The 12,683-nt window shown below is 60.2% G+C and carries 11 protein-coding genes; 4 read left to right on the top strand and 7 right to left on the bottom strand.

The window, feature by feature from the left end; translation table 11 throughout:
• The first annotated feature begins 12 nt into the window (after nucleotides 1-12).
• Both bioA and WFM46_RS07055 read left to right on the top strand, forming a co-directional pair.
• Nucleotides 13-1,320, top strand: coding sequence for an adenosylmethionine--8-amino-7-oxononanoate transaminase (gene bioA / locus WFM46_RS07060; protein ID WP_336997312.1), 1,308 nt, complete (start codon nucleotides 13-15; stop codon nucleotides 1,318-1,320).
• Nucleotides 1,321-1,364: 44 nt separating this feature from the next.
• Nucleotides 1,365-1,841: a kinase inhibitor gene (locus WFM46_RS07055; RefSeq protein WP_103178756.1), complete on the top strand. Its 477-nt coding sequence runs from the start codon at nucleotides 1,365-1,367 to the stop codon at nucleotides 1,839-1,841.
• A gap of 142 nt (nucleotides 1,842-1,983) precedes the next feature.
• Here WFM46_RS07055 and hutH read toward each other — a convergent pair whose 3' ends face one another.
• From hutH to hutI, 5 genes are all read right to left on the bottom strand, one after another.
• Entirely contained in the window at nucleotides 1,984-3,504 is a 1,521-nt protein-coding gene (gene hutH, locus WFM46_RS07050; protein ID WP_103178755.1) for a histidine ammonia-lyase, read from the bottom strand.
• Nucleotides 3,504-5,189: a urocanate hydratase gene (gene hutU / locus WFM46_RS07045; RefSeq protein WP_336997311.1), complete on the bottom strand. Its 1,686-nt coding sequence runs from the start codon at nucleotides 5,187-5,189 to the stop codon at nucleotides 3,504-3,506. The genes hutH and hutU overlap by 1 nt, the downstream gene beginning before the upstream one ends.
• Nucleotides 5,190-5,314: 125 nt before the next feature.
• Nucleotides 5,315-6,049, bottom strand: coding sequence for a histidine utilization repressor (locus tag WFM46_RS07040; RefSeq protein WP_103178753.1), 735 nt, complete (start codon nucleotides 6,047-6,049; stop codon nucleotides 5,315-5,317).
• 44 nt (nucleotides 6,050-6,093) lie between these two features.
• Nucleotides 6,094-7,032 (bottom strand): formimidoylglutamase, encoded by a 939-nt coding sequence (gene hutG / locus WFM46_RS07035; protein WP_336997310.1) that lies wholly within the window; start codon nucleotides 7,030-7,032, stop codon nucleotides 6,094-6,096.
• On the bottom strand, nucleotides 7,029-8,252 hold the full coding sequence (gene hutI, locus WFM46_RS07030; protein WP_336997332.1) for an imidazolonepropionase: 1,224 nt from the start codon (nucleotides 8,250-8,252) through the stop codon (nucleotides 7,029-7,031). The genes hutG and hutI overlap by 4 nt, the downstream gene beginning before the upstream one ends.
• Before the next feature lie 223 nt (nucleotides 8,253-8,475).
• On the opposite strand from hutI, the gene WFM46_RS07025 reads away from it, so the two are divergent.
• The gene (locus WFM46_RS07025) at nucleotides 8,476-9,759 is read left to right on the top strand and encodes a putative acyl-CoA thioester hydrolase (protein ID WP_336997309.1); all 1,284 of its coding nucleotides are present in this window, start codon (nucleotides 8,476-8,478) and stop codon (nucleotides 9,757-9,759) included.
• Between the two features lie 561 nt (nucleotides 9,760-10,320).
• On the opposite strand, the gene pgl is transcribed toward WFM46_RS07025, so the two are convergent.
• Entirely contained in the window at nucleotides 10,321-11,316 is a 996-nt protein-coding gene (gene pgl / locus WFM46_RS07020) for a 6-phosphogluconolactonase (RefSeq protein WP_159339268.1), read from the bottom strand.
• A 153-nt stretch (nucleotides 11,317-11,469) separates the two neighbouring features.
• On the opposite strand from pgl, the gene WFM46_RS07015 reads away from it, so the two are divergent.
• Nucleotides 11,470-12,288, top strand: coding sequence for a pyridoxal phosphatase (locus tag WFM46_RS07015; protein WP_103178747.1), 819 nt, complete (start codon nucleotides 11,470-11,472; stop codon nucleotides 12,286-12,288).
• Here the strand turns inward: WFM46_RS07015 and WFM46_RS07010 are convergent.
• On the bottom strand, nucleotides 12,289-12,683 hold a 395-nt coding region (locus tag WFM46_RS07010), incomplete at its 5' end, for a TOBE domain-containing protein (protein WP_336997308.1). It abuts the gene before it with no gap.

Below are 12,683 nucleotides of genomic sequence, written 5' to 3'. Positions count from 1 at the left end.
AATGTTTTCAAAATGGTTTACAAGTCGATTATGACAACGGACGATCTCGCCTTCGATCGGCAACATATCTGGCATCCTTACACCTCCATGACCCAGCCCCTGCCGGTTTATCCGGTGACGGAAGCCCACGGCTGCGAGCTGACGCTGGCCAGCGGCGAACAGCTGGTAGACGGGATGTCCTCCTGGTGGGCGGCCATTCACGGCTACAATCACCCCCGGCTGAACAGCGCGATGAAAGCGCAGATTGACCGCATGTCGCACGTGATGTTCGGCGGGATCACCCATCCTCCCGCGGTAGATCTCTGCCGTCGGCTGGTGGCGATGACCCCCGACGCGCTGGAGTGCGTGTTCCTGGCCGACTCCGGCTCGGTGGCGGTGGAGGTGGCGATGAAAATGGCGTTGCAGTACTGGCACGCCAAAGGCGAATCCCGCCAGCGGTTCCTCACCTTCCGTAACGGCTATCACGGTGACACCTTCGGGGCGATGTCGGCCTGCGATCCCGACAACTCGATGCATAGCCTGTGGAAGGGCTACCTGCCGGAAAACCTCTTTGCCCCGGCGCCGCAGAGCCGCTTTGACGGCGAGTGGGATGAGAAGGATATGGTCGGCTTTGCCCGCCTGATGGCCGCCCATCGCCACGAGATTGCCGCGGTGATCCTTGAGCCCATCGTGCAGGGTGCCGGCGGCATGCGCATCTACCATCCCGAATGGCTGAAGCGCATCCGCAGGATGTGCGACCGGGAAGGTATCCTGCTGATTGCCGACGAGATTGCCACCGGCTTCGGGCGCACCGGCAAACTGTTCGCCTGCGAGCATGCGGGGATTACGCCGGACATTCTCTGCCTCGGCAAAGCCCTGACCGGCGGCACCATGACCCTCTCCGCCACCCTCACCACCCGCCTGGTGGCCGAAACCATCAGCAACGGCGAGGCGGGCTGCTTTATGCACGGTCCGACCTTTATGGGTAATCCGCTGGCCTGCGCCGTCGCCAGTGAAAGTCTGGCATTGCTGGAGAGCGGCGAGTGGCAGACCCAGGTGGCCGCCATCGAAGCCCAGCTGAAGGATGAACTGGCGGCGGCGCGGGAGGCAGAATGTGTCGCCGACGTGCGGGTGCTGGGGGCCATCGGCGTCGTCGAAACGACCCACCCGGTGAACATGGCGGCGCTGCAACGCTTCTTTGTGGCGCGCGGCGTCTGGGTGCGGCCGTTCGGCAAGCTAATCTATCTGATGCCGCCGTATCCGATCAGCCGTGACCAGCTCAGCAAGCTGACCGCCGCGGTGGTGGATGCCGTTCAGGAACCTGCGCACTTTACGATCTAGTTTATGCGTTACACTTCTGGCTGAGCTTATTACGGAGGAACAGTATGAAACTCATCAGTAAGGATCTGCGCGACGGCGATAAACTCCCGCTGCGCCACGTGTTTAACGGTATGGGCTATGAGGGAGATAACATCTCTCCGCATCTGGCGTGGGACGAGGTGCCGCCGGGCACCAAAAGCTTTGTCGTCACCTGCTACGATCCCGATGCGCCTACCGGCTCCGGCTGGTGGCACTGGGTTGTCGCCAATATCCCGGCCGATATCCGCGTGCTGCCGCAGGGGTCAGGCTCGTCGCTGGTGGCGCTGCCGGAGGGTGCCGTAGAAACCCGCACCGATTTTGGCAAAGCGGGATATGGCGGCGCGGCACCCCCTAAGGGCGAAACCCATCGCTATATCTTCACGGTGCATGCGCTGGATGTGGAAAGGATTGAGGTGGATGAGGAGGCGAGCGGCGCGATGGTGGGCTTTAACGTCCATTTCCACACCCTGGGAAGTGCCTCCATTACGGCGATGTATTCATAAAAAAAGCAGTCCCGGAAACCGCACAAAACCGTCGGCCCGTGCAAGCGCAGCGCCGCCGGGCATTTGCAGGGTGGCGGCTTCGCCTTACCCGGCCTACGGTGGCATTTGTAGGCCCGGTAAGCGTAGCGCCACCGGGCGTGTATTACAGGAAGGCCGGTAACATCCCCGCCAGACTCCCTTTCTTCAGCAGATCCATCGCTGCATCAATGTCCGGGGCGAAGAAGCGATCATCATCATAGTGCGCCACCTGCTCCCGCAGGATATGACGCGCCTGCTCCAGCAGCGGGCTGGAGGTGAGGCCATCACGCAAATCGCAGCCCTGCGCTGCCGCCAGCCACTCGACCGCCAGCACGCCACGGGTATTACCCGTCATCTCCCATAAGCGACGGCCTGCTGCCGGGGCCATTGAGACATGGTCTTCCTGGTTGGCGGAGGTGGGCAGACTGTCCACGCTGTGCGGGTGGGACAGCGCCTTGTTCTCGCTCGCCAGCGCCGCGGCGGTGACCTGGGCAATCATAAAGCCGGAGTTCACCCCGCCATTGCGCACCAGGAACGGCGGCAGCTGGGACATATGTTTATCCATCATCAGCGCGATACGGCGTTCAGAGAGCGCGCCGATCTCGGCAATCGCCAGGGCCAGATTATCCGCCGCCATCGCCACCGGTTCGGCATGGAAGTTGCCGCCGGAGACCACCTCACTTTCCGCCGCGAAGACCAGCGGGTTGTCGGAGACGGCATTGGATTCCACCAGCAGCACCTCTGCCGCCTGGCGCAGCTGGGTCAGGCAGGCACCCATCACCTGCGGCTGACAGCGCAGGGAGTAGGGATCCTGCACCTTGTCGCAGTTGTGATGCGAGTCGGCAATGGCGCTGGTGTCGGTCAGAACGTGGCGGAACAGCGCCGCGGCGTCGATCTGCCCGCGCTGGCCGCGCACCTCGTGGATACGGGCATCAAACGGGCGCCGGGAGCCGAGCACCGCTTCGGTGGTCAGCGCCCCGCAGACCACCGCCGAGGCAAAGAGATCTTCAGCTTCAAACAGGCCGCGCAGGGCAAAGGCGGTGGAGGCCTGGGTGCCGTTCAGCAGGGCCAGCCCCTCTTTCGCCGCCAGCGTCACCGGGGCCAGCCCCGCTTTTTGCAGGGCGGTAGCGGCCGGGAGCCATTCGCCACGGTAGCGGGCTTTGCCTTCGCCGAGCAGGGTCAGAGACATGTGCGCCAGCGGCGCCAGGTCGCCGGAGGCACCCACCGAGCCTTTGGCCGGGATCCACGGGTAGACGCCCGCATTGACCATGGCAATCAGCGCCTCAATCACGCTCAGGCGGATGCCGGAGAAACCGCGCGCCAGGCTGTTGATCTTCAGCACCATCATCAGGCGCACCATGTCATCATCCAGCGGGTCGCCCACGCCCGCCGCGTGGGACAACACCAGCGAACGTTGCAGGTTTTCCAGATCGTGGGTGGCGATGCGCGTCTGCGCCAGCAGGCCAAACCCGGTGTTAATGCCGTAGGCGGTGCGCCCTTCGGCAACAATGGCTTCCACGCAGGCGACGCTGTCGTTAATCGCCTTATGGGCCGCCTCATCGAGCGTCAACTGGTGCGGCTGCTGCCAGATCTGGCGCAGCTGGGCCAGGGTCAGGGAGCCGGGCGTCAGGGTTAAGGCGTTCATTAGTGCTTTCCTTGTGTGGCCGCGATCATCGGCAGGTTGAGTCCCTGCTCTTTCGCGCAGTCGATGGCTATGTCATACCCGGCATCGGCATGGCGCATAACGCCTGTCGCCGGATCGTTGTGCAGGACGCGGGCAATACGGGCCGCGGCTTCATCGGTGCCGTCGCAGACGATCACCATCCCGGCATGCTGGGAGAAGCCCATGCCCACCCCGCCGCCGTGGTGCAGCGAGACCCAGGTGGCGCCGCTGGCGGTGTTGAGCAGCGCGTTCAGCAGCGGCCAGTCGGAGACCGCGTCGGAGCCGTCCTGCATCGCTTCAGTTTCGCGGTTCGGGCTGGCTACCGAGCCGGAATCGAGATGGTCGCGACCAATAACGATGGGCGCGGAGACTTCACCGCTGCGCACCATTTCGTTGAAGGCCAGGCCCAGCTTCTGGCGCCACTCCAGCCCGACCCAGCAGATCCGCGCCGGCAGTCCCTGGAAGTTGATGCGCTCGCGGGCCATGTCCAGCCAGTGATGGAGGTGCTCATCATCGGGAATGATCTCTTTCACTTTGGCGTCGGTTTTGTAGATATCCTCCGGGTCGCCGGAGAGGGCCACCCAACGGAACGGGCCAATCCCGCGGCAGAACAGCGGACGGATATAGGCCGGGACAAAGCCCGGGAAGTCGAAGGCGTTGGTCACGCCCATCTCTTTCGCCATCTGACGGATGTTGTTGCCGTAATCGAAAGTCGGTACACCCTGCTGGCTGAAGGCCAGCATCGCGTTAACGTGGTCAGCCATGGAACGCTTCGCCGCCAGCACGGTGCCTTCCGGATCCTGCTGCGCTTTCTGCTGGTACGCTTCCCAGCTCCAGCCTTTTGGCAGGTAGCCGTGCAGCGGATCGTGGGCGCTGGTCTGGTCGGTGACCAGGTCCGGGCGCACGCCGCGCGCCACCAGTTCCGGTACGATGTCGGCGGCGTTACCGCACAGGGCAATGGAGACGGCCCGTCCCTCGGCGGTATATTTCTGGATGCGTGCCAGGGCGTCGTCAAGCGTTTCAGCCTGCTCATCGACGTAGCGGGTCCGCAGACGGAAATCGATGCGGCTCTGCTGGCACTCAATATTCAGGGAGCAAGCCCCCGCCAGGGTTGCCGCCAGCGGCTGTGCGCCGCCCATACCGCCTAAGCCCGCGGTGAGCACCCAGCGGCCTTTCAGGGAGCCGTTATAGTGTTGGCGGCCTGCTTCAACAAAGGTCTCGTAGGTGCCCTGGACGATGCCCTGGCTGCCAATGTAGATCCAGCTGCCGGCGGTCATCTGGCCATACATCGCCAGCCCTTTCGCATCCAGCTCGTTAAAGTGTTCCCAGGTGGCCCAGTGCGGCACTAGGTTGGAGTTAGCGATCAGCACGCGCGGGGCGTTTTCGTGGGTTTTGAACACGCCGACCGGTTTGCCGGACTGTACCAGCAGGGTTTCGTCGCTTTCCAGTTCAGTAAGCGCGGCGACAATGGCGTCATAGCACGCCCAGTTGCGCGCGGCGCGGCCAATCCCGCCATAGACCACCAGCTCGTGAGGGTTCTCCGCCACGTCGGGATCGAGGTTATTCATTAACATGCGCAGCGGGGCTTCGGTGAGCCAGCTTTTGGCAGTCAGCCGGGTGCCACGTGGGGCGCGGATCTCTTGCTGGCGAAACTTACCTGACGACATTGTGTGCTCCTCATTGGGGACAGAATATACAGTAAGATATACTTGTATAGACAAGTGCACACAAGAGCGGTTTTAACAATTACGATACATTTTTGTTATATTGCGTCAGCAATCACGCTTTTCGCTTATGACATGAAATGGCCCTGCAGCCGGTAGCGGTTGCCGGGGAAGAGCAGCCGGGCATGGGAGACGATGTGGGAGGCTGACCAGGTGCGGCGGTGGATCAGCAGGCAGGGGTCGTGCTCCTTGATGCGCAGCAGTTCGCACTCCTTCGGCGTGGCCCGCACCGCCTCGACGATATGCTCCCCTTCCGTCAGCGGCGCAACCCGCGACAGATAAGCATGGGGCGTGGTGGTGGTGTAGTCCTGCTGAAGGTAGTCCGGCACCAGTGCGGCATTGACGCAGCGATCCTCTATCTGCACCGGGACGTCATTTTCATAGTGCAACATCAGGGAGTGAAAGATGCGCGATCCCTCTTTGACGTTCAACGCTACCGCCTGGGCGGCGCTGGCCTGCGTCTCTTCGAGGAACTGCACTTCACACCGGTGCTGATGGTTGCGGGAGGCGATCTCATCGGCAATGCTGCGGATCTCAAACAGCGCTGACTGCCCTTTTGGCTCGGCGACAAAGGTGCCGACCCCCTGCAGGCGCACCAGCAGTCCCTCATCGGTCAGCTCCCGCAGCGCGCGGTTGATGGTCATCCGGCTGAAGCCGAACTGGGCCACCAGCTCCGCCTCGGACGGGATACGATCGTGGGGACGCCAGACGCCGGTGGCGATTTGATGGCTGATCGCCTGCTTGACCTTTTCATAGAAAGGGGCTGGCGCACTGGCCTGCTGCTGCGGGGCGCGAGAGAACATAGCAATTCCTTAAGCCGTCATAAAAAATCGAGTATATACAAGCTTTATGCCCACCAGTGAGCGATTTGCCACGCCAGCCGTGCGGCGAGCTTCGCCCCCTGGCTGTCACGATCGAAGCCGGGACTGAACTCAACCAGATCGGCCGCCTGCAGTTTGCCGCTGCGACAGATCTGCTCGATGACCGGGAGCAGATCCCGGGCGGGAACCCCCAGCGCGGCGGGGGCCGACACGGCGGGCATCTCCCCGGCAGGCATGACGTCGAGATCGATAGTCAGGTAGACACGATCTGCTTGTTCAAGAAGCGTTGTGAGCGCGTCCAGCGCCTGCTGCCGGAAATCGAGATCCTCCACCAGCGTAACGTTCAGGCGCGCAGCCTCATCCCACAGCGCCTGAGTATTGGCCGCCCGGCTGACGCCCAGACAGGCATAGTAAAACTCACGCTGCTGCGCGGCGCAGTACTGGGCCAGCTGGCGGAACGGCGTGCCGGAGGTCGCCTGGCGGGCGTTTCGCAGATCGAGATGGGCATCGAGGTTGACGATCGCCACTCGCTCCCCGGGAAAGGCATCCAGCACGCCGCGACCATGGGCCCAGGCGGTTTCATGTCCGCCGCCAAAAACCAGGGTGCGCATGCCCGCCTGCTGGCAGGCGGTGACCGTCTCGCTCAGGGCCTGCTGGGCCGCCTCCAGCGCATTGCCCTCTACGCCAATGTTACCCATATCCATCAGCCGATCGTGCCCCTGGTGGCTCGCCATGTTCGCCAGCGCACGGCGTAACACATCCGGCGCCTGGGCGGCGCCGGGGCGACCCTGATTGCGTCTGACCCCTTCGTCACAGGCGAAGCCAATCAGGGCGATACCGTCACCGGTCGGCATTGGCGTGTCGCTAAGTTGCACGGTCTGAAACAGGCGCAGCGCGTTGCTGGCCTCGCTGCTGTCGTCACGGCCTTGCCAGACGTCAGGTGAAACCGGCTGCCACAGGCTCATACTGTTTTTCCTCTGAATACGCGCCGATAAAGCGGGTTACGACCCGGCTCATAGACCATCTCCACCGGGTTTTTCGCATCCCAGATGGCCAGATCGGCGACAAACCCCGCCTTCAACTGGCCGTGGGTCTCACCGCGGCCCAGCGCCTTCGCCGCATGCCGGGTGACACCTGCCCACGCCTCTTCCGGGGTTAAGCCAAACTGGACGCAGGCCATGTTCATCGCCAGGTGCAGGCTGGCGAACGGACTGGTGCCAGGGTTGTAGTCCGTGGCGACCGCCATCGGTATCCCCCGCTGGCGTAACAGCGCAACCGGCGGGCGCTGTCGCTCCTGTAAAAAGTAAAATGCGCCGGGGAGTAACACCGCCACGGTGCCGCTCTGCGCCATCGCGTCGACACCAGCCTCGTCGAGATATTCAATATGATCGGCGGAGAGCCCATGGTAACGACTCACCAGCGCAGTGCCGCCGAGACTGGAGAGCTGCTCAACGTGGCCTTTAATGGGGATGCCCAGCTTCTGCGCCGCCTGGAACACCCGCTCGCTCTGTTCGGGCGTAAACCCGACATTTTCGCAGAAGACATCCACAGCTTCGAAGAGCCCTTTTTCCCACAGTGCAGGCAGCATATGCTGGCAAACATGGTCGATGTAGGCATCCGGATCGTGGCGATACGCCTTCGGCACGGCGTGCGCCGCCAGCAGCGTCGGGCTGATCTCCACCGGGTTGGTCTGTGCAAGACGCCGGGCCACGCGCAGCATCTTCTCTTCGGATTCGTCATCCAGGCCGTAACCCGACTTTATCTCGAGGGTGGTGACACCCTCGCGCATTAAGCGCTGCAAGCGCTGCTGCGCAAGCTGTTCGAGCTGCTCAGGCGTGCTCTCCCGGGTGGCAGTGACCGTGGCGTTAATCCCGCCGCCCTGAGCGCTGATGGTCTGATAAGAGACGCCGTTGAGTCGCTGCTCCCACTCGGCGGCACGATCGCCACCAAACACCAGATGCGTATGGCAGTCGATCAGGCCCGGCGTCACCAGCCGCCCCTGTAAATCAATGGTGTTGGGCAGATCCTCCGGCAGGTCAGATTCCAGCACGATGGCCAGGATGGTCTCACCGCGCACAATCAATGCCCGGTTTTCCAGCAGGCCATAGGGGGTGTCGTGGTCGGGATCCAGCGTCGCGAGGCGCAGGTTACGCCAGATCAGATCGTCAGGATGAAGTTGCAGCATCGGGCTTCCACTTGTCATGGGTTGTATAGACATTTATTTTCATTCCTGTCGCCCTGTCAATCGCCTTTACCGAGATTGTTATTTATTTGTGACAACTTCCTCGCTAACCGCGGGAAGAAAAAGCAACTTTTTGCCTTTTATTCTTCCCGTTTCGCTCAACTTAGTATAAAAAAGCAGGCTATTTCAGTTGTCCCCCTATTGATATGTTTTGCAGGAGCTTCCCTTGAACATTTCCAGGATTTCTCGTCTGGCGCTGGCACTCGCATTTGGCGTGACGTTATCGGCGTGCAGCTCTACTCCGCCGGATCAACTGCCATCAGAGCAGGTTGCGCCGGGCACGGCTTCCCGTCCGATCCTCTCCGCTGACGAAGCGAAAAACTTCCAGCAGGCTCGCTACTTTACGGCCATGGATCCGAACGCGGCGCCGTGGAGTCCTTATGCCATCCGCCTGCCTGAGCAGCCGAACTTTGTGGTTGGCCCGGCGGGAACCCAGGGCGTGACGCACACCTCCATCCAGGCGGCAGTCGATGCTGCCATTGCTAAGCACAGCAGCTCCCGTCAGTACATCGCCATTTTACCGGGCGAATACGAAGGTACTGTGTATGTGCCCGCCGCGCCGGGGAGCGTGACGATCTACGGTACGGGTGAAAAACCGATCGATGTCAAAATTGGTCTGGCGATCGACTCCGAGATCGACACCGCAACCTGGCGTCACCTGGTTAACCCGGGCGGCAAATATATGCCGGGCAAACCGGCCTGGTATATGTTCGACCGTTGCCAGAGCAAGCACAGCGCCACCGTTGGCCTGATGTGTTCCGCGGTCTTCTGGTCGCAAAACAACGGTCTGCAGCTGCAGAACCTGACCATTGAAAACAATCTGGGTGACAGCGTGGATGCCGGAAACCACCAGGCGGTGGCTCTGCGCAGCGATGGCGATCGGGTGCAAATCGACAAGGTGAACATTCTGGGTCGCCAGAACACCTTCTTCGTCACTAACAGCGGCGTTGACAACACCCTGAAAAACAACCGTATCACCCGTACGCTGGTGACCAACAGCTACATTGAAGGGGATGTGGATATGGTTTCTGGTCGCGGTGCCGTGGTGTTTGATAACACCGATTTCCACGTCATGAACACCCGTACCCAGCAGGAAGGCTACGTCTTCGCCCCTGCGACGCAGTCCAATCTGTTCTACGGCTTCCTGGCAGTGAACAGCCGCTTTACCGCGATGGGCGACGGCGTGGCACAATTCGGCCGCTCCCTGGATGTCGATTCCGCCACTAACGGTCAGGTGGTGATCCGCGACAGCGTGATCAACGAAGGCTTTAATATGGCTAAACCGTGGGGCAACGCCGCCATCTCTCAGCGTCCGTATGCGGGTAACACCGGTGCGGTGGATGAGAAAGGCAACGTGCAGCGTAACCTCAACGACGCTAACTTCAACCGCATGTGGGAATACAACAACCGCGGCGTGGGAAGTAAAGTGATCGCAGAGCCGAAGCAGTAAATATTTAGCAAAAAGGGGGAGCAACTCCCCCTTAATGCTGCGGCTGAACACGTCAGGCACCGGTTTTAAGATACGCATCCAGCAGTTGCAGGAACAGAATTATCCATCCCATCATGCTCATACGCCACTCCTTGGGTCAGGAGCACTTCCACTGACTTACCTTTCCGCTGCCTGTCGCCAGTGGGGGTTGGCTTATGTTGATATGCTCCGCAGTTAAGGCACTGACGGCACCACCCGCCAGCCAGGACTTAAAAGTGATCCCAGATTGCGGACTGCCACACATCTACACCAACAGTTCTGATTATAAGCAGACGAGACTGGATATTTAAACAGTCTTTTATCAAATAGGAATTTATAAAGGAGCGCGGTTAAAATTAATATTATTCAAACAGTTAAGTTAATATCACTACGGGTCACTCTTCCAGGATTAAGCAACTGATGTTGTGCAAAGAGTCAGTACGACGCTAATATAAGGCGGTTGGTTTATGTTGATGTGCTCACCCGGCTACCACCGGGCATAAAAAAACCTCGCATTCGCGAGGTTTTTTTATTTCATCCGTCTTAGTGCGCGTTAACCACCACCCACATTGGCCCCTGGCCGACGGCGTAACGTCCCTTCTCTTCAAGCAGCCCCTGCTCACCCTGAATTTCATACAGCGCGATATGGTGCGATTTTTGCCCCGCCGCAATCAGGAATTTACCGCTGTGATCGACGTTGAAGCCGCGCGGCTGCGTTTCGGTTGGCTGGAAGCCTTCGATAGCCAGCACGCTACCATCTTCCGAAACACTAAACACGGTGATCAGGCTGGAGGTACGGTCGCAGGTATAGAGGTGACGGCCATCAGGCGTGATATGGATATCTGCCCCCCAACGGGTATCGGTGAAATCAGACGGCATCATGTCCAGGGTCTGCACGCACTCAATCTTGCCGTGCGGATCGCGCAAGGCCCAGACGTCTACCGTGCAGTTCAGCTCATTCACCACGTAGGCGTACTGCTGATTCGGATGGAATGCCATATGACGCGGCCCGGCCCCTTCAACGGTAGCCACTTCCGCCGGGTTCTGCGCGGTCAGCTTGCCGTCATCACCCAGCGTAAACAGGCAGATGCGATCCTGCTTCAGCGCCGGCACCCACAGGGTGCGGTTATCCGGGGAGATGTTCGCCGAGTGGCACCCTTCCAGCCCTTCAACCACCTCAACGGTTTCGCCAGGAATACCGTCATCCAGACGGGTTACGCTGACGCAGCCGGCATTGTAGGAGCCGCTAAAAATGAAGCGTCCCTGCAGATCGGTGGAGATATGCGTCGGGCTGCCCGGCAGCGCGGCTTCGGCCGTGTATGTCAGAGCGCCATCTTCAGGCGAGATACGGTACGCGAGCACGCGGAACTCCGGGCGAACACCCACATACAGGAAACGTTTATCCGGGCTGATCACCATCGGCTGAACCTGGCCGGGAACATCGACAACCTGAACCAGGGTGAGCGAACCTTCGGGATTCAGACGCCAGACATGGATCTGCTGGCTTTCAGGACTGGCGGTATAAACGGTTTGTTTCATGAATGCTCCTTTCCTCACTGCGCGTAAAAGTAATGTACCAGGATAGTCGTTTTTAACGGTGAATGCTGAATTTTAACCAGGAATTTTGCAGCGTTACTTGCACGGTGTACCATCTGCGCATCCCCTCCTTTCAACATTAACCCGGAATATCAAATGACCTCGCGTGTGATTGCACTGGATTTAGACGGTACGCTGTTAACGCCGCAAAAAACCCTGCTCCCCTCTTCGCTTGAAGCACTGAAGCGTGCCCAGGAGGTGGGATATCAACTCCTCATCGTGACGGGTCGGCATCACGTTGCTATTCATCCTTTTTATCAGGCACTGGCGTTAGATACACCTGCAATTTGTTGTAATGGAACCTATTTGTATGATTATCAAGCAAAAAAGGTTCTGCAAGCCGATCCCTTACCGGTTCCGCAGGCGCTGCAACTGATCGATCTGCTCGATGAGCATGCCATTCACGGCCTGATGTATGTTGACGACGCGATGCTGTACGAGCGTCCTACCGGCCACGTGATTCGCACCAGCAACTGGGCACAGGCGCTGCCGGAAGCGCAGCGCCCGGTCTTCACGCAGGTGCCGTCCCTCGCCCAGGCCGCCCGTGAGGTCAACGCGATCTGGAAATTTGCCCTGACCGGTGAGGACACAGGCAAACTCAACGACTTTGCCACACAGGTGGAGCAGACGCTGGGGCTGGAGTGCGAATGGTCGTGGCACGATCAGGTGGATATCGCCCGTAAAGGCAACAGCAAGGGGAAACGCCTGACGGAGTATGTGGAATCCATCGGCGGCTCCATGAAGGACGTCATTGCCTTTGGCGATAACTACAATGACATCAGCATGCTGGAAGCGGCTGGTACCGGGGTGGCGATGGGGAATGCGGACGACGCCGTCAAAGCGCGCGCGAATGTGGTGATCGGCGATAACACCACCAACAGCATCGCCGAATTTATCTATACCCGTCTGCTGTGATCAGGTGGTGATGGAGACGCTCTTGATCTGCGCGTAGAGCCAGAGGCCAGGTTTGATCCCCAGTTCATCTCTGGCCCACGGGCTGATGCGGGCCCACAGCGTGCGGCTGCCAATCTCCAGCTGCACCTCCACCTGGCCGTTGTCGTCGTAACACTGGGCGACCTTGGCGCGCAGAATATTACGGATGCTGCTCTGTAGCGGCGGCTGGAGTACCAGCGAGACATCGGACGCCTGAATGCGAATGCGCAGGTTGGTTTGCAGCGGTTTATCCAGCTTGTTGACCCAGACATGCTGATCGCCGATAGCCAGGGCGGTCATGGCATAGTGCGGATGGTGTTCCAGCACACTCACCTTCAGAATGCTGCTTTGCTGCTCCTGCGGCAGCCAGGGATGCA

This window comes from Leclercia sp. M50 (genome assembly GCF_037150775.1).
Taxonomy (GTDB): Bacteria; Pseudomonadota; Gammaproteobacteria; order Enterobacterales; family Enterobacteriaceae; genus Enterobacter.
This window is presented reverse-complemented; position numbering and strand designations above follow the sequence as displayed.